Consider the following 25,938-nt stretch of genomic DNA (forward strand, 5'->3'; position numbering starts at 1 on the left):
GCGGTTCGGCAGTCGCGGCCTTCAAACAGAGGACACGACCATGTCTCTCGACCTCGACAAGAACAACATCAACGCATTCGGTTTGCAGATCGTCGACAGCGAATTCGATATCGGTGACGGCGGTGGCGAAAACGAAAACAAGAACTACAATACCAACGACGCCAAGAACGAGAACGAAAACGAGAACAAGGCCTCGAACGAGAACGAAAACAAGAGCGACAACGACAACTCGAACGAGAACAAGTCCTCGAACGAGAATGAAAACGAGAACAAGGCCTCGAACGAGAACAAGAACGAAAACTCGAACGAGTCCAAGAACGAAAACTCGAACGAGAACAAGAACGTCAACGAGACCAAGGTCGACGTCGACGTCGACGTTGGCGTCAAGCTCGAAGGTGAGCTCGGCAATTCCGACGATGATTTCGCCGATATCTATGCCAACGACGACATGAAGATCGACACCATGATCAACAATAAGGACGGCAACGTCACTTATGATCCTGGCGACGACGTCACCTTCAAGGACATCCTGAACAATTCGATGACCGGCGCCGGCACCAACACCGCGTCGATCATCAACCAGACCCTGAATATGTATGACAACGACAAGCTCGACAACGCGACCGTCAAGAACGACGCCGATTTCAAGCTTGATCTGAACGCCAAGGGCGGCCACTCCGAAGCCGGTGACGGCATCTCGGCAGGCGGTGGGACCGCGGACGGCGGGAGCGACGCCAAGGCCAATGGCGGCGAAGGCGGCAATGGCGGCGACGCCAAGTCCGACGACGTCGAAGCCGGCGACGGCAAGGGCGGCCTGGCTCTCAGCGCGGCTATCGGCGGCGACTCCAAGAGCGACAACAAGGCCGACGCGGGCGACGCCAAGGCCGGCGACGGCGATAGCGGCGACGCCAAGGGCGGCGAAGTCGACACAGGCGACGCCAAGGGCGGCTACGGCGACGGCGGCAACGCCAACGGTGGCGATGGCCTCGGCCTCGGTTTCGGCCTCGGACTGGGCCTCGGTGTCGGCGCTGCGGAAGCCGGCGATGCCAAGTCTGACGACGGCGGCGACGCCAAGTCGGATGCTGGCGACGCCAAGGCGGATGCTGGCGATGCCAAGGCCGATGGCGGCAATGGCGGCAATGGCGGTGATGGCGGCGACGTGACCGGCGGCGATGCCAAGTCGGACGGCGGCGATGGCCTCGATGTCGACGGAAAGCTGTCGCTGCTGAACTACGGTGAAGGCGGCGACGCCAAGAGCCTCGCCGGCGACGCCACCGGTGGTGGTGGCGGCGGCGGTGGCGGCGGTGGCGGCGGCGGCGCCGACGCTGATGGCGGCAATGCCAATTCGGATGGCGGCACCGCCAATTCGAACGGCGGCGACTCCGAATCGTACGGCGGTGACGCCCTCGGCGCAGGCTGGGGCGCTGGTACGGGCTGGGGCTCGGGCTCCGGCACCGGCGGCGCCGGCGGCACGGGCGGTGCTGGCACGGGCGGTGACGGATCCAGCGGTGACGGAACCGGCGGCGCGGCCACCAGTGGCGACGCTTACGGCGGCGACAGCCTCGGCGGCTTCGCAGCGGCCTTTGGTGGTGACGGTGGCCATGCGCTGAGCGGCGCCTGGGCTGACGGTACCGGCGGCGACGCCACCGGTGGATACACCGCTTCCGGCTACGGTGGTGCCGGCGGCGCTGGCGGCCAAGCCTTCAACGGTGACGGCGGCACCGGCGGCGACGCTGGGATGTGGGGCTCGCAAAATGGCGATGACGGCTACGTGACCGGCACGAGCCACTCTTCGGCCGACGGCCTGATCGACGTCAGCGCCTTCAATCAGCAGATCGTGATGGGCGCCAACCTTCAGGAAAACCTGGTCGACCAGACCGTGGTTGGCGGCGACTACCACAACACGCTGACTGGCGAGGACGCCGGCGACCATACCGGTACCTGATCGATGTCACACGACTGATTTCGTCACGATATCAGACAGCTTGGGACTGCGCGGAGTCCGCGCAGTCCTTCCATCCGGGAGACATGCCGCCCCGACCGAGCGCGAATGATCTCAAGATACGGAGGCTACCGTGTACACGATGCAGCTGGACAAGATGACCGAGGTCATCTCGCATTTCATCGGCATGTTCGAGATCTCGGTCGAGGAGGCACGGCAGCTAAAGACCTACGACGAGTTCAAAATTGCTGCGGCCACCAAGGAAGAAACTCCCGACCTTCCAAACACGAATGTCAACGTCAAGGCGCCTTATACCCTCGACGACTTCGATCCACACGTTCCGTATATGGGGGTCAAGCCGGACCTGGTGCTGAACACGGTCAGTTCGAGCTTCTGGTACACGCCGCCCGAAATCGTTCAGCACGGCCATCTGAGCCCCGGCCATCATCACTTCCATCTGCCGCATCTGCCGGCTTTCGGTGGCGGCATGGTCCTGCCAAACATCGAACCTCCAGGCGCGATCGCAGCCTACATCAACCAGGAAATCCGCCTGTCCGACAACGACTATGTCGGCGCCGGCGGACATGGGCTGATCTTCACGCCCGCGGCGGTCGACGACAGCAGCCATCTGGCCTCGCTGATGAACGCGGCGGCGGACGTGTCGCCGATCGACGATGTGACGTTGCTGGGCACTCCCGACGACATGGCGGCCGCGGTGGTGACCATGGGCGAACGCATCGCGGCCTACACCGAGGACCCGAGCGGCGAAGCGAACGTCTTCGTCCTGCACCCAGACGCGACTTCAGGCCCGATCTTGGGAACCTATGTCAACGGCCAGCTGGTCGACGCCGACGCGCCGAAGGCGGAGGACTACATCAATCTCCTCAAGGAACAGCACCAGGATGACGAGGTTGCCAGCGCTGGACCCGACAAGGACGACTACAACACGCCGCCGGATTCCTCCGACTTCATGTCGGGCTGGGGCAACGGCCTGCTCAGCCCATGCATTGAATTGGACACCGGCACCAACACGCTGATCAATTCGGCCGTGCTGACCAACAACTGGACGACGACATCGGTCGTCGCCACTGTCGGCAACAGCTATGAAATCAATGCCATCATCCAGATCAACGCACGCTGCGACACGGATATCGTAAGCTCCTCCCTGAATGGGTGGAAGCTGGGCAACGCCCCCGACGAGGCCTTCAACATCGCCGCGTTCAAGCACATCGACCCGTCGTCCGGCAGCGTGGCACCAACCGCAGCGGACGGTTTCCCCGCCGCCTGGGTGGTGACGCAGGTCACCGGCGACCTCATCATCACGAACTGGATCCAGCAGTACTGCTTCATGACCGACAACGACACCACGGTTATGTCCTCGTCGGGTGTCAGGACCAGCGTGAGCACCGGCGACAACACGGCGATCAACGACGTGTCGCTGAACGAGCTCGGTCACTACTACGACCTGATCATCATCGGCGGAAACATCTACGACGCCAACATCATCCAGCAGATGAATTTCCTGATCGACAACGATCTCATCGGCGCGGTCGATGGTTTCCAGACTTCCGGAGAAGGCTCCTACTCGACCGCCGGCAACCTGCTCTGGAACGATGCGACGATCATCAATGTCGGCGGCCAGAACCACTATGAGGCCTTGCCGACGTCCTATCTTCAAGCTGCCCAGGACTTCGCGGCCGGCAAGGACGCCGGCCCTGGCGACATACTGAACGACCCAGCCTTCGCCGGTATCGGCGCCTTGCGGGTTCTCTACATCTCCGGCGACCTGCTCAACGTGCAGTATGTGTCGCAAACGAACGTGCTGGGCGACAGCGATCAGGTTGCCTTGGCGATGAACCAGTTCGTCGCCCATCCCGAGGCGGAATGGACTGTCACCACCGGCGGTAATCAGGTGGCGAACTTCGCGGGGATCATCGACGTCGACGGAACCGACAAGACCTATGTCGGCGGCGAGCACTATTCGCAGGAGATCCTGATCCAGGCCGACATCATCTCGAGCGATCCTGAACTCGGCGGACAGAATCCGGACGCGCTGGTCAACGAAGCGATCGCGTTCCTGGCCGACGATGCGGGCGCCGACGACACGCAGATGGACCATTTGATAGTCCCGACGCCGGATCATGTTCAGGCGGACGGCGTGCAAACAATATTGGGCTGATCCGGGAACCGGGGGATACAATGACCGATGATCGCGACCTGCCTTGGGACACGTTTGCCGAAGACCTAGAGGCGGCGATGCAGGAGGACGACCAGGGATCGTCGAGTTCCGCGGTGCCTCGCAAGACGCTTTCAAACGCCCTGCGGCAGCATGAGCAGGCGATCGACCGGACCATCAAGACAATCGACAATGCCGTCGGCCAGTTTTACGATGCAGTCCCCCATCGCGAGGTAAAGGCCGGTCAGGACCGACCTTTGCCGCAGGTCGACGGCCGGAGCGCAGTAACCAGTCAGCCGAAACCAGAGCAGGCCACAGCGCCCCTGCCTGCGCACCAGCCGGCGAGAACCCCTGCATCGACCAGCCCGGCTGGGCAGGCGGACGGGGGCGGCGTGGTCAGGCAAATCGTCACGCCTCCCACAACGACGAATCCACAGGTCAGCGAAGCGAAGGCGGCCGCGGCCGGCCCCATCAAAATCGCACCCGCCTTGCAGGAGGGGCGAACCGAGGAAAGAGCAAATCCAGTTCTGCAAACGACAGGCGGGCCACCGAACCTGCCCAACGAGATGCGCGCCAATGCAGTGCATCCTCCGGCTTCTTCCCCAGCACCCGTAGCCGCCGTTGACATACCGAACTTCATGGCGCAGCGCCAACTGTGCAAGCCGGAGCCGGCTCCGCAGCCAAGCCAAAGTTCCATCCCCGGCACCACACGGGCGCGTTCGACTTTCGCACCTGAGCCTCTGCCGCCAACGCCAACATTCCAGACGCGACCGGCCGAGTGGCAGGGGCCAGCTTTGACGGCCAAGAAACCTGCTGCTCCGCCTTCAGCCGCCGCTGCAAAAGGTGAGCCGGTGGCGACCGAGCCTCCCGCGACGACAGCGCCGACGATCGACAAACTGAATGTCCCGGCGGACGCGGCGTCGCCGAGGCCACAGCCTGTGCCCCAACGGCCAGCCGAACCCACGCCCAAGCCGATGCCAGCGGCCGAAAGGCAGAATATCCAGGCCAATGCAGCGCCGCCGAGGCCACAGCCAGCGGCCCAACGGCCGGCCGAACCCACGCTCAAGCCAATGCCAGCGACCGAAAGGCAGAACATCCAGGCCAATGCAGCGCCGCCGAGGCCACAGCCTGCGGCCCAGCGGCCGGCCGAACCGCAGGCCAAGGTCGCGCCCGACGAACCAGCCAAGCCGTCGGTAACCGAGATGAAAGACGCGGCAAAGTCGCCCGGCATCATCACCATCGAAGGCGACACTGGTCCCATCAAGACGCAGCAAGGCGGATCTCCCCCAGGAGGTGTGGACGACAAGGGCCGGCGCGGCGGTGGTGGCGGCGGGGGTGGCGGCGCTTTCCACAAGCGCCTCGGCCCGGTCGATTTCGGCGCTTCGCTCAGGGCCGGATTGAGCGCGGTCAGGAAAAACCTGCTGATCGTCATGCTGTTCACGGTCGCCTGCAACATACTGGTCCTGGCGATCCCGATCTATCTGTTCCAGATCTCGGATCGCGTTCTCACCAGCCGTTCCCCCGACACGCTGGTGATGCTGACGGTGGTGATCGTCGGCGCGGTGATGCTGCAGGCGATGTTCGATGCGCTTCGCCGCTTCATCCTGATGCGCACGGCCGTCGAGATGGCGGCCCAATTGGGTGCGCCGATCCTCAGCGCGGCGGCCAGAGCCTCGCTTCACAGCAACGGCAAGGAGTACCAGGTCCTGGGCGACCTGCAGCAACTGAGGACCTTCCTGACCTCCGGCACGCTGCTGTCGTTCCTCGATGCGCCGATGGCTCCATTGATGGTGCTGGTGGTGTTTCTGATCCACCCGCACCAGGGCTTCATCGTCATGACCTCGGCGGTGCTGCTGTTGATCATCACGCTTCTCAACCAGCGCGCGACGGCCGCGACCTTCGGCGAGGCGAACGCGCACCAGAGCAAGGCCAACATCCATCTCGATTCGATGTCGCGCAACTCGCAGATCATCAACGCGCTGGCCATGATCCCCGAGGCCGTGAAGATCTGGGGCAAGGACACCGCAAACTCGCTCAGGGCGCAGGTGATCGCACAAGACCGCAACATCGTCTTTGCCTCCATGTCGAAGGCCGTTCGGCTGCTGACTCAGGTGACGATGCTTGGCTGGGGCGCTCATTTGGCGATCGAAGGGCATCTCACCGGCGGCATGGTCATCGCCGCATCGATCATCGCCGGCCGGGCGCTCGGCCCGATCGAAGGCGCCATCGAGGGCTGGAACCACGTCGTGCATGCCCGCGCCGCCTATGGCCGGATCGCATCGCTTCTGCAATCGTCGCCGCTCAATTTCGAGCGGCTGAACCTGCCGCGTCCAGAGGGCCGTCTCGACGTCGAACGGCTCCTGTTCGTGCCCCAGGGAACGAAGCGGGTTGTGCTGAACGGAATCTCGTTCGCGCTCTCGCCGGGCGATTCGCTGGCCATCATCGGCAATTCGGGCGCCGGCAAGACGACCTTGGGCAAGATGCTGGTCGGGTCGATCCTGCCGACGTCAGGCAACGTACGGCTGGATCTTATGGATCTTCGCAACTGGGATCCACGCCAGTTCGGCGAGAATATCGGCTATCTGCCCCAGGATGTTCAGCTGTTCCCGGCGTCGATCAAGGCCAACATCGCCCGTATGCGTGACGATGCGACCGACGCCGAGATCTACCAAGCGGCGGCGCTGGCCGACGTTCATGAGATGATCTCGACCTTGCCCCACGGCTACGAGACCTTCGTCGCCGCCGACGGAGCGCCGCTTTCCGGCGGGCAGAAGCAGCGCGTCGCGCTTGCGCGCGCGTTCTTCGGCAATCCCCGCCTGGTGGTGCTCGATGAGCCGAATTCGAATCTGGATTCGGCCGGAGACGCGGCACTGGAACGAGCCCTCCAGCACGCCAAGGAAAACAAGATAACGGTGATCACCATCACCCAGCGGCCATCGCTGCTGAAGAGCGTCGACAAGATACTGCTGCTCGTCAACGGCACCGTCGCCCTGTTCGGCATGCGACAGGAAGTGCTGCAGGCCCTTGCAAACCGGGGCTTGAGCATCGAAGGCGGCTCGTTCGGCCATCAGATCCAGTAGCGGGGCCGCAAAGATGACGACCGACATCGCAAAAGTTCACGACATAGAGTGGTATTCCGAGGTGCCGCGCTCGATCTGGAAGCAGACCGCATTTGGCGCGCTGTTGATCACGGTGGCCTTCGGCGGCTTCGGCACCTGGGCTTTCACGGCGCCGCTCGCGTCCGCCATCATCGCCCAGGGCAGCTTTGTCGCAACCGGGCAAAACAAGATCGTCCAGCATCTCGAAGGCGGCATCATCAAGGAAATCCTGGTCAATGAAGGCGACCATGTCAGCCTCGACCAGCCGTTGATAAAGCTCGACGAGACCGCCGCGCAGACCAACGAACGGCAATTGTTCCTGCGCAAGGCGCGGCTCGAAGCGATCGCGGCCCGGCTGAATGCCGAGGTGCAGGGCAGCGGCAAGATCCGATTTCCCGCGATCATCCTCGACAACCGGTTCGATCCAGAGGTCTCCCCGATCATGGAAAGCCAGCAGGCCAACTTCGAGGCCGCGGAACGAAAGCGCGACAGCGACATAGCGCTGTTCGACCAGAACAAGAAGGCCATGGAATTCCGCAACGAAGGCATCGAGGAGCAGATCTCGTCGGTGCGCCGGCAACTGCAATTCCTCAAGGAGGAATATCAGGGCAAGCAAAGGCTCCTCGAGCAGGGCCTGATCCGCGGCACCGAGGTAAAGGCGATCCAGCGCGCGATGGCCGACGCCGATGGCCAGATCGGCAAGATGGTGGCGGAAGTCGCCGAGAACCGCGAACAGATCGTCAGGTTCGAGCAGCAGATCACGCAGACCAAGGATACCTATCGCCAGGCGGCGCTCCAGGAGCTGCAAAGCCTGGAGGCCGAACTGGACGCCGTGCGAGAAAAGTCGCGCGAGGCGGAGAACGTGCTTCGCCGCGTGACCATCAAGGCTCCCGAGCCCGGCACCATCATACGCATGTACTATCACACCGCCGGCGGCGTTATCGAGAGCGGCAAGGCGATCCTCGAGATCCTGCCCTCGGATGTGCCTCTCGTCATCGAGGCCCAGGTGCCCCGCACCGACATCGACAACATCAAGGTCGGGCAGAAAGCCTCGATCCGGCTGATCGCTCTCAATCGCCGCACGACGCCGGTTCTGGAGGGCGAAGTCTACTATGTCTCGGCAGATGCGTTGCCGGAGATGAGCGGCCCCACGCCCAAGGAGGTATATCTGGCGCGCGTGCGCGTGCCGGCGAGCGAACTGGCAAAGGTGCACGGTTTTACGCCGACCCCGGGTATGCCCGCCGAGATCCTCGTCGCGACGGAGTCGCGCACATTCTTCAGCTATCTGACGAAGCCGATCGCCGACAGCATGGCGAGAGCCTTCATGGAACAGTGAGACCTACGAACAGGCAATGATTTCGGGGGAACCATGCAGATCGACGTCATCACGAAACGGGAGGAACTGAACCGGCTCAGGGAGAACTGGGATGATCTCTACCAAAAGGATCCCGAAGCGCAGTTTTTCCTCTCCTGGACGTTCCTGTCGTCCTATATGCGACGCTATGAAGACGCCTGGTCCGTCCTGGCGGCACGCTCGGGGCCGCCAGGATCTTCCTATATCGCCCTTTTGCCTCTGCGGCTGCGCACCAGGCTGAACAAGAAGACCGGTATCTGCCACAACGAGATCAACATGGCCGGCAACTACGCGGCCGACTATGCCGGTATCCTGTGCGCACCGGGCTTTGCCGAGCGCGCGATCCCGGCTCTTGCCAGGCATCTTCTGAAGATGAACTGGGCCAAGCTGCATCTCGAAAATCTGCGCATGTCGGAGAAGCGACGGCGCCTGCTCATCGACAACCTGGCCGACAAGCGGCTAACGGCCCACAAGATGCCGCGCGTCAACAAAACCGACAATGTCGACAATTGCATCTGCCCGGCCGCCGCACTGCCAGGCGATTGGGCCAGCTATCTCGAACAAAAGACCAGCTCGAACACGCGCCAGAAGATCAGACGCTTCCTGCGCAAGCTCGATGGATCCGGCGAGTTCCGCATCACCCATGCCGACGCCTCCACGATAGATCGCGACATCGGCATCATCCTCGAAATGTGGCGGATCAAATGGGCGCCGCGGAAGGGAAACCTCCTGCCCGGCCTAGTCAGGTCCAACCGGATCCTGTTCAAAGACGCCTTCGAAAGCGGAACGCTGTTCCTGCCGATCCTGTGGCAGGGCGACAAGCCGCTCGGGGGCTTGGCTTTCCTGGTCGACCGGGTCAAAAAAACGATGCTGTTCCATCTCGCGGGACGCGACGAGACCGCGAACGACATCCCGTCCGGGCTCGTGCTGCATGGCTATTGCATTCGTCATGCGATCGAACAGGGCTTCCGCAGCTACGACTTCCTGCGCGGCAACGAGCCGTACAAGTACTCCTACGGCGTGGAGGAGACCACCATCCATTGCGTCCTGGTCAAGACCAGGACCGGTCGCAATCTCGGCGACCGGATCGACGAGAGGTCCGTCGGGAGCGTGCTGGAGCAGGCGACCAAATTCCACGAGGCAGGCAACCTTGCCAACGCCGAAAATGGCTACCGCCAGATCTTGGAGGTCAACCCTCGCCATCCGCGCACGCTTTACGGATTGGGCCAGCTGCTGGCCGCCAAAGGCGACCACTGGTCGGCGGCCGATACTTTCGGATCGCTCGTGGAGATCGCACCGAAATCAGTCAAGGCTTGGTCAAGGCTTGCCGTCGAACTTCAGCTGCTCAGCCGGCACGCGGACGCCGCCGACGCCTTCCGCAAATTGCTTGAGCTCAATCCAGACCTGTCGGGGGCGCGATATGGTCTTGGCCGCAGCCTCGCGCAGCTTAGCCAGTTGGATGAGGCCACCAGGGTGCTGAGCGCCGTCGAGGACAAAGCCGACCCAATGCTTCGCGCCAAAATCCGTCTACAGCTGCGAAAGCTGAAGGAGGACGTAAGTCCGTGCTACATAAAACTGGAGCCGGCAAACGCAGGCGTCTCGAAGCTGGAGCGGATGGACGCCTAGCCATAGCGACGCAACCCGGAGATTCGCTTCTGGTGCGTGCACATGCTGCTATCGGATTTGAAACAAAGGGTTGGATCTGATCGGTGTTGGGGGCGAACGGCGCGACTCTATCCAGGTCCGCCGTTCCGATGAACGACGTCGCTGGCCCTCGGAACGATCAGCAGGAAGAGACGACAAATTTCGCGCCACACATCAAGCTGCGTTTGCTATTCTTGCGTATCTTCGCGCGCACGCGAAAACGGAAAATCGACTCTAGCGTCCCTTGCGTCCTAACTTGCTGTTTGTCTGTGGCTTTCAGTCAGCATCCTCCGGCCTCTACCGTCCCTTGCGCATCGAAGCTCAACGGCGGGCGCGGTCGATAGAGATGTTGCTGGGCGCGCATCCGTACGCCGCCGCGTCTCCGCCTGCCCATCGCCCGCAGCCGGCATCAAGACTTATTACATTTTTGACCTTCGGCTCGAAAGCAGGAGGGGGGAACGACTGGGCAACACCGTGGGACTTTCCGTGGGACTTTGCGTGCCGAACCCTGCCAATGTAGGCCGTTCGTTCCGCCCTTCCATTTTGGGGTTTGCTCAAAATGGTTCGGAACCCCATGGGGATGCCGTTCGGAGTTTAGCGCAGCCTGGTAGCGCACCTGATTTGGGATCGCGTGGGCTTAGGCCAGTTTTCCTTTAGCTTTCAATGTGATCGCAGGGGCAGTTGATAGCTCTGTGGGACTTTTTGTGGGATTCATCGCCTCCAATCCCGCGCGCAGATCAGCGTCCGTCGCGTGGGCGTACCGAGCTGTGGTACTGATCTCGGTGTGACCCAACAAACGCTGCGCGAGCTTTAGGTTGCCTGCCGCACGTACAAGGCGCGTAGCCGCAGTGTGGCGTGTATCATGAAACCGGAAATCCTCCAGCTTGGACCTGCCAAACCGTCGCCACGCTGTCTTGAACCCTTCAATGGTGACTGGATAACGGTTGCCACGCTTCCCGAGATTTTTGAACAGCTGAATTTCCTCATCCGAATGCACGAAAGGCATGATGAAACCATAACGCGTCGCGAGATCATGTCTGCGCTGAACGTGCTCAAGATCAAGCTCGACGAGTTGCAGAAGGGGCAGATTCGGCGGCCTCAGAGAAGACTAAAGGCTCAGCGCGCCACCCTCGAGGTTAGTCAGCTACTTGCCCAGGGGCACACAAGAATAGCCCTCCCTCTGCAACCGCTTACGCCATCGGCCACACCTTGTCATCGCGCGTACCGAAATGCGGCCGCCGTTCGAACGATATGCGAAGACCTTGTTCGCGGAGGAACTGACGAGTCCGCTCGGTGTCGCGCCTGCCGACCCGCGACACCCATTCCGAAAACAGCCGCACCGCGCGCCGGTTCATGTGCCGCGACGGACAGACCAGCCAGTATCCGGGGAACTCTATGACGTCGAACTCGGTCGAGACGGGCACCAAAGCGCCCGAAACAAGATCCTCGAATGCAATTGACGTGCTTTCCAGAACCACGCCCGCTCCATCCTTCGCCAGCTGAACGGACATCGAGGAGCGGTCGAAACGATAGGGATAGGTCATGCGCGCGCCCTGGACCCCGTTACGCGGCAGCCAGTAATCCCAGCGGAAATAGGCCTTCACGCTGTCGATCAGTCTTGCCTGGCGCAACTGCTCGCGCGGATCGGATGAAAGCCTCTGCAGCTCGGTGAGATACGAAGGCGAGCACATCGGCAAGATCAGGTCGTTGACCACGCAATCCGAATAGAGGCCGGCCCAGCCCCCGTCGCCGTAGCGAAGATCGAGATCGATGACCTCGGTTTCGAAATCCGAGAAATTGGGTGTCGCGTCGACGCGCAGATTCCAAGTCGGATAGTCCTTGCTGAATTCAGCCAAACGTGGCGCCAGCCATTTCTCGCCAAAGGAGGGGCTGACCCGGAGGCTGAGCTGAAAGCTCTCGCGCTGCCGCACGATGGCGTTTCGAACCTCGCGTATGGATTCGAAGGCTTGCGTGGTGGTCTGGTAGAGCCGCTCTCCGTCGATCGTCAGGGAAAGGTGGCGCTTTTCGCGCTGGAACAGCCGCACGCCCAGCTGGTGCTCAAGCAATCGCAGTTGCTGGCTGACGGCCGAAGGCGTCACCTGCAATTCCTGCGCCGCTTTTGCCACGCCACCGAGGCGCGCAACGGCTTCGAAATGCGCCATCGACTTGAACTTGATGTCCGACATATCGTCATCGTCAGTTAAGTTCAGCTACACAGAATGTTAAGAAACGAGAATTGAGCCGAATGTCAATCGGTCGCATCTTTCCCCCGATCTCGGGAGGAGATGCAGGATGGAAACGGCCCAGGGCCTGGGCGTCGCCGACAATGGGAGCGCGGCCGCACAGGCATCGAATAGGACGCCTCTGATCGACGCTGCCAATGTCGCGAAGAGCTACGGCGCAACCCGCGTGCTACGAGGTGTGAGCTTTCAGGTCCGGGCCGGCGAAATCCATGCGCTGCTGGGCAGCAACGGTGCCGGCAAAAGCACGCTGATCCGCATCATCACAGGCCTCACCCCTCGTGACGCCGGCGACATCGGCTTCGCATCGGCGAAGGTCGGCCCAAGCGGCCCGATCATAGCGGTGGTGCATCAGGAACTGGCGCTGCTGCCCGAACTGTCGGTCGCGGAAAACATCGGCATTGTGCATGCGAAGTCCGGCCTGTCGCAGAGCAGCCACCGCCGCATGCGCGACATCGCGCTCAACGCGCTGCGCCTGATCGATGCGGCGATCGGCGACGAGATCGTGGATCTGCCTGCGGGCAAATTGTCCTTGCATGAAAGGCAGATCGTGGAGATCGCCCGCGCGCTTTCAACGGGCGCCGAAGTGCTGCTTCTCGACGAGCCCACCGCCAACCTGACCGCGGGCGAGACGGCCAAGCTTTTCTCCGTGCTGAAGCGTTTGGCGCGCGACGAGGGCATCGGCATCGTATTCGTCTCGCATAGGATGCGCGAAATCCGCGAGCTATGCGACGTCTGCACCGTCCTGCGGGACGGCGTCACCGTGGCGAATGCGACGCCGCTTGCCTCGCTGAGCGATGCCGAGATCGTCCAGCAGATGGGGCAATCGACCCACCGTTCCGGACCACAGCTCAAGCGGCGGCAACGCAGCCGAGAGGGCGCGCCGCTTGTACTGCTCGGACCGGACGGCGCCAGGTTAGAAATCTGGCCAGGCACCATTCTCGGCCTGGCCGGCGCGCCGGCGGGTCCGACGGGCCTGATCGATACCCTCGTCGGCGCGGGAAAGGGCGCCGGCTGGCGCCTCTCCGGCGACGGTCTCGGAGACGGCTTCCCCTCCCCGGCCGCGGCGGCGCGCGCGGGTATCGGCTTCGTCTCGGGCGACCGTGCGGCGAAGGGCATCCTTTCGCAGCTTCCGATCGTCGACAACGTGCTTGCCGCGCGCAGGGTACGCGACAAGCGGCGGATCGTCGGCGCCGCCGAACGGCAGGAATGCTCCCATCTGGTTTCGGCGCTGAAGTTGAAGGCGGGTTCGATCTGGGACCTTCCGGTGTCGCTGTCCGGCGGCAACCAGCAGAAGCTCATCGTTGCGCGCTGGCTCGGATTGCCGCTGCGCATGGTGGTGCTGGAAGAGCCGACGCGCGGCGTCGACATCGCCACCAAGCACGACATCTACGCGCTGGTCCGCGAGATGGCGGACGCCGGAGCAATCATTGTCTGGTGGTCGACCGAGAACGTCGAACTGCTCGAGCTGTGCGATGTGATCTTCGCCTTCGACACCGAGGGGCGCCCGAAGGGGTTTCTATCGGACGAGCGATTCACCGAAGACGGGCTCGCCGAGCTGACGGGGATGGCAGCATGACCGACGCAACGAACGGCGCCGCGACGGCCAAGAAGGCCCGGACCGCCAGGAGCCGCTCCCCCGGGATTCTTCTGTCCTACCGCACCGAAGCCGCGATTGCCGGCGCGATTGTCGTCCTGTTGCTGGCGGTCGGCATGTTCGTGCCCGCGGCGCTCAGCATGGCCAACGTCCAAAACATCATCCAGGCCGCGGCGCCGCTCATCATCATGTCGCTGGGCGTTTTCCTGGTCGTGGTCACCGGCGGCATTGATCTTTCGGTCGGCTCGGTGTTCTCGCTGACCGGAATGGTCACGGCGCTGGCAATGGCCAATGGAGCGGACGATCTTACCGCCAGCCTGGCAGGCTTGGCCGTGGGGCTGGTATTCGGAGCGATCAACGGGTTTCTCGTCACTGTCGTCAGGCTGGCCCCTTTCGTCGTCACCCTCATCACCTACGCGGTGGCGGGCAGTCTGGCCTTCATCGTCACCAATGGTCGCTCGATGCCGATCGGTGCGCCGGATTTCTGGCTGCTGAATTCCGGCGAGATCGTCCCCGGCATCCCCAATCATCTTCTGTTCTGCATCGTCCTGATGGTGGTGCTGGAATATGTGCTGCGCAGGGTCGTGCTGGGCCGCTGGTTCTATGCCGTCGGGTCGTCGGCGACTGCAGCCCGGCTGCTCGGCATTCCCGTGCTTCGCATCAAATTCGCGGCCTATGTCACTTCCGGCCTGCTCGCCTCGTTCGCCGGGCTGCTGACGGCGAGCTACATCCTCAATGCCGAGGCAACGGCCGGCGCCAGCCTGATGCTGCAGGCGATCGCCGCGGTCGTCATCGGCGGAGCCAGCCTCTTTGGCGGAACCGGCAGCGCGATCGGCGCGGTGCTCGGCGCGCTGATGATCACCTGCATCCAGAACGGCGTGAACCTCATCGGCGTCAACAGCTTCTGGCAAGGCTCCGTCACCGGCGCCGCGATCCTGCTTGCGGTCCTGATCGACCGATTCAGCAACAAGAACCGACTCTAGATCATCAACGGGAGGAACCAAGATGAAGTTGAAGAGCATCCTGATTGCAGCACTGGCGGCGTCCGCCTTGTCCAGCCCATCATATGCCGAGGACAAGAAGACCGTCGCCTATATCGCGCCCTCGCTGGACATCTCCTACTGGCAATGGGTCGGCTACGGCGTGAAGGAGAAGGCGAAGGAGCTCGGCATGGACTATGTCGAGTACACCTCTGAGAACTCACCCGCCAAGCAGATGGACAATGCGCGGACAGCCGTGACAAAGGGGGTCGCGGCAATCGTGATCGGTCCGGTCAGCTCGACATCGACGCCGCCGCTGCTCGATTATCTGGAAAAGCAAAAGGTGCCGATCGCCTTCGCCGGCATCGGTCCGCAGCCGGGACTGACCAACTACACATCCTCTGTCACGGCGAACAATTATGAGACCGGCAAAGCTCAGGGGAAATTCACCTGTGACCTCGCCAAGGAGCGTGGCGGCAACAAGGTAGGCATGTTGTCCTTGCCGCAGGACCGGGAAAATGCGCAGAAGTATCTCAGGGGCGCCAAGGAGGCGTTCGCGGCGGACGGCTGCGACCTGGTCCAGATGCTTGAAACCCGGGGCCTCACCATCAATGAGGCTGTCACCCAGGCAAACGACCTGCTGACTGCACATCCCGACGTCAAGGCAATCTACGGCATGTATGATGAGGCCGGGAGCGGTGCCGCAAAGGTGGTCGAGACCCGAGGCCTCACCGGCAAAGTTGGCATCACCGTCGCCGATGGCTCGCCCACCACCATTGCGCTGCTGAAGAAGGGGGCGATCCAGGGCATCTTCTTCCAGGAAGCGGTCGGCCAAGGAATCGACGGCACCCAGCAAGTCTACAACGCCCTGACGGGAGGCAAGGTGACCCAGGATCTGGCCCTGGTGATGCCATTGGTCACCGCCGACAAGGTCGACAGTCCCGAGGCGAAGAAGGTTATCGCCCGCGTTTTCCCCCCGAGCAACTGACCGCCTTCGAACGGACCCGCCGGCGAGGCCGGCGGGTCCAGCAGCAAGCGAGGGACCCCGACCGTGGCCGAACTGCCTTTCATCGATCCGCATCATCACCTTTGGGATCTGGAGACCCACTATTATCCATGGCTGACCGATGGCGTTAAGCCGGCCGCCTTCGGCGACTATGAGGCGATCCGCAAGAGCTATCTGATCGACGATTATCTGGAAGACGCCAGGAACCAGAACCTGGTGAAATCGGTGCACCTGGACGTCGGGTTCAATCCCGCCGATCCGGTCGGGGAGACGCGCTGGCTACAAGGCATCGCCAACAAGCGGGGCTTTCCTCATGGCATCGTCGGCTACGCCGACCTGTCCAAACCCGATGTCGGCGACCTTCTCGACCGGCACATGGAGTATCGGAACTTCCGCGGCATCCGGCAGTCGATGAATTATCATGCCGACCCCGCAAAGACCTATCTGGCGCGGCCGGAGGTCAGCCGGACACCCGAATGGAGGCGTGGCTTCCGAGAGCTGGCGAAGCGCGGGCTGAGTTTTGACCTGCAGCTCTATTATCCGCAGATGGGCGAATTTCTTGAATTGGCGCGCGCCTTTCCCGACGTGCAGATCATCCTCAATCACACCGGCATGCAGGTCGACGGACCCGAGCATTTCGACGCCTGGAAGAAGGGCATGCGCCAGCTGGCGCAGGCGCCGAACGTCGCCTGCAAGATCTCGGGTCTCGGCATGGGCGACTGGACATGGACGATGGCGTCGATCCGTCCCTATGTCGAGGAGGCGATCGCCGCCTTCGGCATCCACCGATCGATGTTTGCGACGAACTTCCCGGTCGACAAGCTGTTCTCGAGCTTCGACGCCATCGTGAACGCCTTCAAGGAGATCACGCGACATTATCCGCGTGAAGAGCGGCTCGCGCTGTTCCACGACAACGCCGCCCGGTTCTACCGGCTCTAGATCATCCGCCAAGAGATTGGAAATAGCAGGAGAGTTCGACATGTTGCTGAAGGGCAAGGCTGTGGTCATTTCAGGCGCCGCGAGCCCACGCGGGATCGGCCGCTCCACGGCAACGTTGATGGCCGAGCATGGGGCGCGCGTCGCGATTCTTGACCTCGATGAGGGGCAAGCGCGTGACGCCGCCGCTTCGCTCGGAGGCGACCATATCGGCCTTGCCTGCAATGTCGCCGACCGCGACGCCTGCAAGAGGGCGGCTGTGCAAGTCACCGAAGCCTTGGGCAAGGTCGATGTGCTTTGCAACAATGCGGGCATCACGCAGCCGGTCAAGACACTGGAGATCAGTCCGGCCGACTGGGACCGCATCCTCGACGTTAATCTGCGCGGCGTGCTCTATCTCAGCCAGACCTTCATTCCACACATGCGCGAAAATGGCGGCGGCTCGATCATCTGCATGTCGTCGGTCTCGGCGCAACGCGGCGGCGGCATCTTCGGCGGCCCGCACTACTCAGCCGCCAAGGCAGGTGTGCTCGGCTTGGCAAAGGCGATGGCGCGCGAATTCGGACCCGACCGCATCCGCGTCAACTGCGTGACACCCGGCTTGATCCAGACCGATATCACCGGCGGCAAGCTGACCGAGGACATGCGCGCCGACATCATCAAGGGGATTCCGCTCAGCCGCCTCGGCGAGGCGCGCGACGTGGCTGGCGCTTATCTCTTCCTCGCGTCGGATCTGGCCAGCTACATCACCGGCGCGGTGATCGACGTGAATGGCGGGATGCTGATCCATGGCTGACGGAGCGGCCGAATTGGAGATGCCACGCTCCGGCAGCAATGTCAGTCTTGTCGAACGGGCCTATCGCATCCGCCGGCATGCCGTGCGCATGGGCGAAGTCCAGGGCCAAGGCTATGTCGGGCAGGCGCTCGGCATCGCCGACGTGCTCGCGGTCGCTTACTTCCATGCACTTCGATACCGGCCGGATGACACGCAATGGGAGGGGCGCGACCGCTTCCTATTGTCGATAGGGCATTATGCGATCGCGCTCTATGCGGCGTTGATCGAAGCTGGCGTGCTGCCGGAGGACGAACTCGAAACCTATGGCACCGACGACAGCCGCATGCCGATGTCCGGCATGGCTGCCTACACGCCTGGAATGGAGATCACCGGCGGATCGCTCGGCCATGGGCTCGGTATCGCCGTTGGCATGTGCCTGGGGCTGAAACGCAAGCAGAGCGACAGTTTCGTCTACAATCTCTTGTCGGACGGCGAGCTCGGCGAGGGCTCGACCTGGGAAGCGGCGATGTCGGCCGCTCACCATAAGCTCGAGAACCTCATCGCCATCGTCGACTTCAACAATCAGCAGGCCGATGGCCCGTCGACGGCAACGCTGTCTTCCGAGCCGGTGACGGACAAGTTCGAGGCGTTCGGCTGGCACGCGCAGCGTGTCGACGGCAACGACATCGAGGCGGTCCGCGCGGCATTCGACATTGCCCGGGGCCTCAAGGAGCCGCGCCCACGCATCATCGTTTGCGACACCCGCATGGCCAAAGGCGTGCCGTTTCTGGAGGCCCGCGACATCACGCATTTCATCCGCGTCGAGCCGCATGAATGGACGCTGGCGCTCGAGGCACTGGAAAAGGGACGTCCGCAGTGAGGCTGTCAAAATTCGCGCCGCGGCACGCGGTCAAGGTGGGCGAGCGCAAGACCACGTCGGCGATGATCGCCTCGATCGCCCCGGACGGCGTTGCGACGCGTAGCGCGCCGTTCGGCCACGCGCTCGCTAGGCTGGCACGTCACCGGAGCGGGATCGTCGGGCTCACTGCCGATCTTGCGAAATACACTGACCTTCATGTCTTTGCGCAGGAGCATCCGGACCGCTTTTACCAGATGGGGATGGCCGAGCAGGTGTTGATGAGCGCTGCCGCCGGCCTGGCGCGTGAAGGCTTCACGCCTTTCGCCACGACCTACGCCGTCTTCGCCTCACGGCGGGCCTATGATTTCATCAGTATGGCAATTGCGGAGGAAAGGCTGGACGTCAAGATTGTTTGCGCCCTCCCGGGACTGACGACCGGCTACGGCCCGAGCCACCAAGCAACGGAAGACATCGCCATCTTCCGCGGCATGCCGAACCTGACCATCATCGACCCGTGCGACGCGATCGATATCGAGCAGGCTACCGAGGCAATCGCGGGTCACAGAGGACCGGTCTATATGCGGCTCCTGCGCGGCAAGGTGCCGGCCGTGCTCGACCAGTACGATTACAGGTTCGAGATCGGCAAAGCACGGCTGCTGCGTGAAGGCACGGACGTGCTGTTCATTTCGAGCGGCCTGATGACCATGCGTGTGCTTGAGGCGGCAACGGCTCTCGAAGCGGACCGCATAAGTAGCGCAGTGCTACATGTGCCGACGATCAAGCCGCTGGACAATGAGAGAATTCTTGCGGCCGCGCGCCAAGCTGGCCGGCTGGTGGTGGTGGCGGAAAACCACACCGTCATAGGCGGACTGGGTGAAAGTGTCGCCGCATTGCTTATGCGTGAGGGCGTGACACCCGCCTTTCGGCAGATCGCCCTTCCCGACGAGTTTCTGGACGCCGGTGCTCTGCCGACACTTCACGATCGGTACGGCATCTCGACAACTGAGGTCGTGCGCCGTATTCGCGAATGGACGGGTAAGTGAGGCACGATCTCGGCTCTGCTCTTGATGACGGTGATCGGCAGCCGTAACGCCACCAGGAGCGATTTCGATCAGGTCGCCGCATCGATCCGGGACGGCGAAATACCGATTACCAGGCTCGTGACCCACCGGACCACTCTGGCCAAGAGCCCTCACGACATTGCGCGCTGGTCACGCGAGAAGGCTGGGCTGATCAAGGCTGTCATCGCCGTCCACGACAGGTCCTAACCAGCTGACGTAAGGGCCAGCAGTCTCTTGCGAGCGGCGCCTTACCCATTTGGCGCTGTGCGAACGGCATCCGCTGCGCCAAGCCCGACGACCGGGATGTCCCGGTCATCACTTGCGAGACAGTCTTCCAATCTTCAAGCCGGGGAGGCGTCGGGGGAGACCAGCGAACTCAGCGCTGTTACCAAAAATATGCTCAACCTGGTCGGGAAGCAGAACCCCCGCTTCTTCAACGACTTGGCGTAAGGTCCTCTTCCCTGCCAAAGCGCGCTTGGACAATTCGGCTGCTTTGCCGTAGCCGATCAGTTTTGCTAAGGGCGTTGCCAGAACGAGGGATTGATCAAGCAGCGCTCTGCAACGATCAAAATCGACTTCGATCCCGTCCACGCAGCGCTCTTTGAAAATCCGCATTCCTCTCGTCAACAACCGCATGGATTGCAGGATGTTCAAGACGATCACCGGCTCCATTGCATTCAACTGAAGCTGGCCCGCGCTTGCGGCCAGTGTCACGGTAAGATCGTTGCCAATCACCTGGAAGCTGAGTTGGTTCACCATCTCAGGAATGACGGGATTGATTTTACCCGGCATGATCGAAGAGCCGGCCTGCACGGGTGGCAATCGAATCTCGCCCAGTCCGCCAAGCGGCCCACTGCTAAGCAGGCGCAAATCGTTGCAGATCTTGGTCAGCTTGACTGCGATGCGCTTCAGCATGCCCGAAAAGGAAACGAAGCCGCCGGTGTCCGACGTTGCCTCGATGAAATTACGGGCAGCAACAAGCTGAATGCCTGATATTCGCGACAGATGACCGCAAACGATGCCTGGGAACTCGCGGGGCACGTTAATCGAGGTGCCGATCGCCGAGCCCCCAAGGTTGATTTCCAACAACAATCTCGCGACCGACTGAAGTTGGACGATATCTTCGTCGATGAGTTCAGCAAAGGCTCCGAACTCCTGCCCAACTGTCATGGGCACCGCGTCCTGAAGCTGAGTTCGGCCAACCTTGAGCTCATTCGCGTGCTGGAGCGCCTTGGCGCGAAACGCATCACGCAAATTGACTTGTGCCGATACGAGCCCGTCGCAGGCCCGCAAAACCGTCAGACGGATTGCGGTCGGATACACATCGTTTGTCGACTGGGAAAGGTTTACGTCGTCGTTGGGGTGCAGCCTTGCGTAATCGCCAATTTTGGCGCCGAGTTTGATCAGGGCCAGGTCGGTCACAACCTCGTTGACGTTCATGTTTGTCGACGTACCGGCCCCTCCCTGCATCATGTCAACCGGGAAGTTTTCTTCGATCCCCTTCAGTTCGATGATATCGCCGCACGCATCTGAGATAGCCTGGGCCTTTTCGGGCGAGAGCAGTCCGAGTTCCATGTTTGCAAGACAAGCAGCCTTTTTCACCATCGCCATCGACTGGATGAACTCGGGAAAATCCTTCAGCCGCAGCCCGGACACATCGAAGTTCTGTTCTGCTCGACGGGTGTGCACGCCATAGAGTACGTGGCCCGGTACAGCGAGCGGTCCGATCAGATCCGTTTCGATACGGTCGGCAATCATGGTTGCTAACTCCGCTCAGCCAAGACCTCGGGCGTCACCCACGCAGGTGCAAGATTCACAAGTCTGGATACTAAGATGAGGTCCTCACGACCGGCTGATGACGGCGCCAGCCTTGATGGCGAGCGCCGCGATAGTCAGTGCCGGGTTGACGGCCGCGGATGTCGGAAGCACAGAAGCGTCGGTTACATAGAGGTTTGCAATTTCGTGGGAACGGCAATCAGGCGACACAACCGACGTCTCCGGATCGCTTCCAAGCCTGGCAGTGCCACACTGGTGCGAAGTCGTCTTTCTGCCGAAGGTTCGAGTAAGAACGATGGGGAAGCCCGCCCTTCGCATCACACCTCGCGTCCTGCGGATCAGCAGCTCGTGCGCTCGCATGTTGCTGCGAACCCAATGCATGACGATGCGGCCACTCTGAACCGTGACCCGGCTCTCTGGATTGGGCAGGTCCTCGCTGGTCAAGAACCAGCCATAGCAATTGCGGGCTATCAGCCCCGCCAGCCACCGTGGCAGCAAGGGCGCGTTGGCCTTGAGGATGTTACCGGTGATATGTCCAAGCAATTGCACGTTGCCAAGCGGGAAACCTGTTTCCGGATCGGCGTTATAGAAGTCGTTGAATGCCAGGGTCTTCTGGTAGACCGACGTATTGGCCAACCGCGGATCGATCGCCAGCATGGCGGTGGTATTGTGGTTCATGAAGTTGCGGCCGAGTTGGTCGGAGCCGTTGGCCAGCCCGCGCGGATGTGCGGCATTCGCCGAGCGCAGCAAGAGCGCCGCGCTCTGGACCGCGCCGGCCGCAACGGCGAAGATACCAGCGCTGATTCGCCGCTCAACACCATCCTTTAGAAACACTGCGGCAGTCACCTTGCGACCCATCGGGTCGGTTTCCAGCCGCACGACATTGGCCCCGGTCACGAGACTGACGTTGCTGCTGTTCAACGCGGCAGTCAGCGGTCCAACTTCGGCGTCGATCTTGCCGGAACCCGTGTTGGGAAACGCATCCCAACCGGTCTTTGCGCGGCGAAGCCACTCATTGATGTCGATAGCCAGGGGAAGGCTGGCTGGATGGATCCCCGCCTCTTTCAAGCGAGCGCGCACGGCCGCTATGGCCGGCTCGTCGGGTACCGGCGGAAAACGATAAGGACCGGTGCGCGGCGGCTCGGTGGGATCCTGCGTGGGGTCACCCCGCACCTTGAAAATCGCCTCGGCTCGCTCGTACCAGGGCTCGAGCTCCTCGTAGGTGATCGGCCATCCAGGCGAGGCGCCGTCCATGTGCGGGCGGGGCGAGAAATCCTCAAGCCTGTAGCGGTACATCACCGCGCCGAAGAATTTGGAATTGCCTCCAACATAGTAATAGTTGCCGGGCAGGAAAGCCTGCCCATCGTCGCCGAGCCACTCTTCGGTCGAACGGTAGAAGCCCTCGAGAAATATCGCCCGGTCGTCGCGCGCCTGGGGCGCGTCGCGCAGATGCTCGCCACGTTCCAGAATCACGATGCGCCTGCCGGTGCCGGCCAGGCTATGGGCCAGGGAAGCGCCTCCTATGCCTGACCCGATAATGACGATATCAGCTGTTTGATCCACGTCGATGCCTCAGTCTATGCGTTGCTCATTGTCGGCATCGAACAGCACGATCTTGCCAGTATCGACCGCGAGGGTCGCCGAAGTGCGGGCTGCCACGGCCCTTGGCGGCACACGAGCTGTGACTTCGACCCCGCCTGCCTGGAAAAGAGCAAGCGTATCGGGGCCCGTAGGCTCGACAACGTCGATGTTTACCGTGACCGCTTGCGCGGCTTGCTCGCCGGCGACGCTGAACAACTCCGGACGAACGCCCAGCAGAATACTGCGCCCAGCGTATTTGGCTGCCGCTTGTGAAGACAAAGGGATGCCTGAGAGGCGGGCAGCCGCCCCACCTGGGACGTCGATCACCGCGACTGGCCGACCGTCTTCCACGTCAAGTCTCGCCGGAACGATGTTCATGGAGGGCGAGCCCACGAACTTGGCCACGTATACGTTCGCCGGCCGGTCGTAGACCGACTGCGGATCGTCAAGGTGCTGGACCACGCCGTCCTTCATCACGGCAACGCGCGTGGCGAGCGTCATGGCTTCGATCTGGTCATGCGTGACGTATACGATTGTGGTTCCCAATCGTGCATGAAGACGCTTGATCTCGGTTCGCATGTCGACGCGCAACTTGGCGTCCAGGTTGGATAAAGGTTCGTCGAACAGGAACAGCTTGGGTTGGCGCACGATCGCGCGCCCCATTGCCACGCGCTGGCGCTGGCCTCCCGAGAGTTGCGAGGGCTTCCTGTCCAGAAGATGCGTCATCTGGAGCAGGTCGGCCGCCGTCTTGACCGCCTTGTCCCGCTCGGCTTGCGGCACGCCGCGGATCTTCATGCCGAACTCGATGTTCTGGCGCACGGTCATCGTGGGATAGAGGGCGTAGGACTGGAACACCATGGCGATATCCCTGTCTTTCGGCGACAGGTCGTTGACAACCCTGCCGGCGATGCGGATTTCGCCACCTGAGATGTTCTCGAGGCCGGCGATCATGTTGAGCAGTGTGGACTTGCCACAACCCGAAGGGCCGAGCAGCACCAGGAAGTCGCCGGTGCCGATGGAGATACTGACCTCCTTCAGGACTTCGAGGTCACCGTAGAGCTTGCGGGCCCGATCGATTTCAAGCGTTGACATAGCACTAGCCTTTCACGGCGCCGGCGGTCAGACCGCGCACGAAGTAGCGTCCAGCGACGACGTAGACGAGAAGCGTGGGGATGGCGGCAATCATGGCGGCCGCCATGTCGACATTGTATTGCTTGCGCCCCATCGTCACGTTGACGATGTTGTTCAGCGCCACGGTGATCGGCGATGATTGCCCTGCGGTGAACGACACGCCGAAAAGAAAGTCGTTCCAGATCTGCGTGAATTGCCAGATGCAAGAGACCACGATGATGGGAAGCGCGGTCGGCAACATCACTGAAAAGAAGATCCGGAAGAACCCAGCTCCGTCGATTTGAGCCGCGCGGGTCAGTTCGTCCGGGATCGTGATGAAATAGTTCCGGAAGAACAGGGTCGTGAAGCTTATGCCGTATACGGTGTGAACCAGCACGAGACCCGGAATGGTGCCGGAAAGGTGGAGGCGACCAAGCAGCTGCGCCATGGGCAAGATAACGGCCTGGAACGGCAGGAAGCAGCCGAACAGCAACAGTCCGAATATCGCGTTCGCCCCGGCGAAACGCCACTTCGTGAGAATATAGCCGTTTATCGCGCCTATCCCCGTGGACAGGATGACGGCGGGCACGACCATCAGGATGGAATTGATGAAGTATGGCCGCAGTCCCGTGCAGGCCGTGCCAATGCAGGCCTCCTGCCATGCCTTGTTCCAGGCTTCGAAGGTGATCGCCTGGGGCACCCCGATGAAGGAGCCGCCATAGATTTCATCCAGCGACTTGAGCGAGGTGACGATCATCACCCAAAGCGGCATCAGGTAGAAGGCGGCGAGCGCGATCAGCGAGCCATAGATGAACAGGCGACCGATCTGGTGTGAACGACGCGCCGAGCGTGCTTCAGTGCGCATTGCGGTCCTCCCTCAATTCCGAATAGAGGTAGGGAACGATGATGGCGGCGACCGTCATCAGCATCATGATGGCGCTGGCGGCACCTACGCCCATCTGGTTGCGCCTGAAGGTTGCGGCGAACATGAAGGTGGAGGGCATTTCGGTGGCGCTGCCGGGCCCGGCATTTGTGAGGGCGAGCACCAGGTCGAAGCTCTTGATCGAGATATAGCTCAGGAGGACGATGACGCTCAGGAATGCCGGGCGCAGCATCGGCACGATGACGCTGACGTAGATTCGCAGCAGGCTGGCTCCCTCGATCTGCGCGGCCTTGATGATGGAAGTATCGATCGCTCGCAGCCCGGCCAGGAAAATGGCCATCGCGAACCCCGTCGATTGCCAGACCGCTGCGATCACCACGCAGTAGATTGCAAAGCTTGGTTGTGTGATCCAGTCGAAGACAAAACCGGTCCAGCCGAGCTCGTTGACGACCTTCTGCAGGCCGAGGTCCGGGTTCAGGATCCATTTCCAGGCTGTGCCCGTGACAATGAATGACAAGGCCATGGGATAGAGGTAGACGGCTCGCAGGAAGCCCTCCGCCCTCACCTTCTGGTCGAGCAGAATCGCGAGGAACAAGCCCAGCGCGATGGTGATCGCCAGGAACAACGCCGTAAAGATGAAGAGATTGGCGACTGCAGTGTGCCAGCGCGGGGTCGACCACAAACGGACATATTGCTCGAGCCCGACGAAGTCGAACTTCGGGACCATCTGGGACGAAGATAGCGAGATCCAGGCCGTCCAGACTATGAAGAGATAGACGGCAATCAGAACGGCCAGCAGGCTGGGCGACAGGACGAGCCGCGGCAGCCATAGGTCCAATTTGTTTTTGAACGACATGGGACTGACCAACCTCGCTATTGCCGAGCATTGTTGCGGACGGTGTCCCCGCCGGCACGATTGC

The 25,938-nt window shown here is 61.9% G+C and carries 19 protein-coding genes and 1 pseudogene; 13 read left to right on the forward strand and 7 right to left on the reverse strand.

Going from position 1 to position 25,938, the window contains the following annotated elements; translation table 11 throughout:
• Positions 1–40 precede the first annotated feature (40 nt).
• From P9228_RS26090 to P9228_RS26110, 5 genes are all read left to right on the forward strand, one after another.
• Positions 41–1,945, forward strand: coding sequence for a hypothetical protein (locus P9228_RS26090; RefSeq protein ID WP_278056323.1), 1,905 nt, complete (start codon positions 41–43; stop codon positions 1,943–1,945).
• A gap of 130 nt (positions 1,946–2,075) precedes the next feature.
• Entirely contained in the window at positions 2,076–4,121 is a 2,046-nt protein-coding gene (locus tag P9228_RS26095; protein ID WP_278056325.1) for a type I secretion protein, read from the forward strand.
• Positions 4,122–5,005: 884 nt separating this feature from the next.
• Positions 5,006–7,198 carry a type I secretion system permease/ATPase gene (locus P9228_RS26100; RefSeq protein ID WP_278056456.1) on the forward strand — a complete coding sequence of 731 codons (2,193 nt, stop codon included), beginning with the start codon at positions 5,006–5,008 and terminating at the stop codon, positions 7,196–7,198.
• A 13-nt stretch (positions 7,199–7,211) separates the two neighbouring features.
• Positions 7,212–8,552 (forward strand): HlyD family type I secretion periplasmic adaptor subunit, encoded by a 1,341-nt coding sequence (locus P9228_RS26105; protein WP_095802881.1) that lies wholly within the window; start codon positions 7,212–7,214, stop codon positions 8,550–8,552.
• A gap of 33 nt (positions 8,553–8,585) precedes the next feature.
• Entirely contained in the window at positions 8,586–10,196 is a 1,611-nt protein-coding gene (locus P9228_RS26110) for a GNAT family N-acetyltransferase (protein ID WP_278056327.1), read from the forward strand.
• Positions 10,197–10,851: 655 nt separating this feature from the next.
• Here the strand turns inward: P9228_RS26110 and P9228_RS26115 are convergent.
• Positions 10,852–11,220, reverse strand: coding sequence for a tyrosine-type recombinase/integrase (locus tag P9228_RS26115; protein WP_278056328.1), 369 nt, complete (start codon positions 11,218–11,220; stop codon positions 10,852–10,854).
• A gap of 184 nt (positions 11,221–11,404) precedes the next feature.
• Positions 11,405–12,400: a LysR substrate-binding domain-containing protein gene (locus P9228_RS26120; RefSeq protein ID WP_095802885.1), complete on the reverse strand. Its 996-nt coding sequence runs from the start codon at positions 12,398–12,400 to the stop codon at positions 11,405–11,407.
• Positions 12,401–12,506: 106 nt separating this feature from the next.
• Between P9228_RS26120 and P9228_RS26125 the strand changes: the two genes are divergently transcribed.
• From P9228_RS26125 to P9228_RS26160, 8 genes and pseudogenes are all read left to right on the forward strand, one after another.
• On the forward strand, positions 12,507–14,033 hold the full coding sequence (locus P9228_RS26125; protein WP_278056331.1) for a sugar ABC transporter ATP-binding protein: 1,527 nt from the start codon (positions 12,507–12,509) through the stop codon (positions 14,031–14,033).
• Positions 14,030–15,034, forward strand: a complete 1,005-nt coding sequence (locus P9228_RS26130) for an ABC transporter permease (protein ID WP_278056332.1) — start codon at positions 14,030–14,032, stop codon at positions 15,032–15,034. The genes P9228_RS26125 and P9228_RS26130 overlap by 4 nt, the downstream gene beginning before the upstream one ends.
• 22 nt (positions 15,035–15,056) lie before the next feature.
• Positions 15,057–16,019, forward strand: coding sequence for a substrate-binding domain-containing protein (locus P9228_RS26135; protein WP_095802995.1), 963 nt, complete (start codon positions 15,057–15,059; stop codon positions 16,017–16,019).
• Between the two features lie 63 nt (positions 16,020–16,082).
• The gene (locus tag P9228_RS26140; protein ID WP_278056333.1) at positions 16,083–16,976 is read left to right on the forward strand and encodes an amidohydrolase; all 894 of its coding nucleotides are present in this window, start codon (positions 16,083–16,085) and stop codon (positions 16,974–16,976) included.
• Positions 16,977–17,016: 40 nt separating this feature from the next.
• Positions 17,017–17,769, forward strand: coding sequence for an SDR family NAD(P)-dependent oxidoreductase (locus tag P9228_RS26145; protein ID WP_278056336.1), 753 nt, complete (start codon positions 17,017–17,019; stop codon positions 17,767–17,769).
• Positions 17,770–17,788: 19 nt separating this feature from the next.
• Entirely contained in the window at positions 17,789–18,628 is an 840-nt protein-coding gene (locus P9228_RS26150; protein WP_278056458.1) for a transketolase, read from the forward strand.
• A 62-nt stretch (positions 18,629–18,690) separates the two neighbouring features.
• Positions 18,691–19,650: a transketolase family protein gene (locus tag P9228_RS26155; protein WP_278056460.1), complete on the forward strand. Its 960-nt coding sequence runs from the start codon at positions 18,691–18,693 to the stop codon at positions 19,648–19,650.
• 24 nt (positions 19,651–19,674) lie between these two features.
• Positions 19,675–19,875, forward strand: a pseudogene (locus P9228_RS26160) (dehydrogenase); the annotation flags it as partial.
• 108 nt (positions 19,876–19,983) lie between these two features.
• Here P9228_RS26160 and P9228_RS26165 read toward each other — a convergent pair.
• The 5 genes from P9228_RS26165 to P9228_RS26185 all read right to left on the reverse strand — a co-directional run bounded on the left by P9228_RS26165 (position 19,984) and on the right by P9228_RS26185 (position 25,874).
• Positions 19,984–21,426, reverse strand: coding sequence for an aspartate ammonia-lyase (locus P9228_RS26165; protein WP_278056338.1), 1,443 nt, complete (start codon positions 21,424–21,426; stop codon positions 19,984–19,986).
• A gap of 84 nt (positions 21,427–21,510) precedes the next feature.
• Positions 21,511–23,007, reverse strand: a complete 1,497-nt coding sequence (locus tag P9228_RS26170) for a GMC family oxidoreductase (protein WP_278056339.1) — start codon at positions 23,005–23,007, stop codon at positions 21,511–21,513.
• 9 nt (positions 23,008–23,016) lie between these two features.
• Positions 23,017–24,117: a sn-glycerol-3-phosphate ABC transporter ATP-binding protein UgpC gene (ugpC, locus tag P9228_RS26175; protein ID WP_095826377.1), complete on the reverse strand. Its 1,101-nt coding sequence runs from the start codon at positions 24,115–24,117 to the stop codon at positions 23,017–23,019.
• 4 nt (positions 24,118–24,121) lie between these two features.
• Positions 24,122–25,000 carry a carbohydrate ABC transporter permease gene (locus P9228_RS26180; RefSeq protein ID WP_067330598.1) on the reverse strand — a complete coding sequence of 293 codons (879 nt, stop codon included), beginning with the start codon at positions 24,998–25,000 and terminating at the stop codon, positions 24,122–24,124.
• Complete coding sequence (locus tag P9228_RS26185) at positions 24,990–25,874, reverse strand: sugar ABC transporter permease (protein WP_278056341.1); 885 nt, start codon at positions 25,872–25,874, stop codon at positions 24,990–24,992. Before P9228_RS26185 ends, P9228_RS26180 begins: the two co-directional genes overlap by 11 nt.
• Positions 25,875–25,938: the final 64 nt, after the last annotated feature.

This window comes from Mesorhizobium sp. WSM4898, assembly GCF_029625845.1.
Classification (GTDB): domain Bacteria; phylum Pseudomonadota; class Alphaproteobacteria; order Rhizobiales; family Rhizobiaceae; genus Mesorhizobium.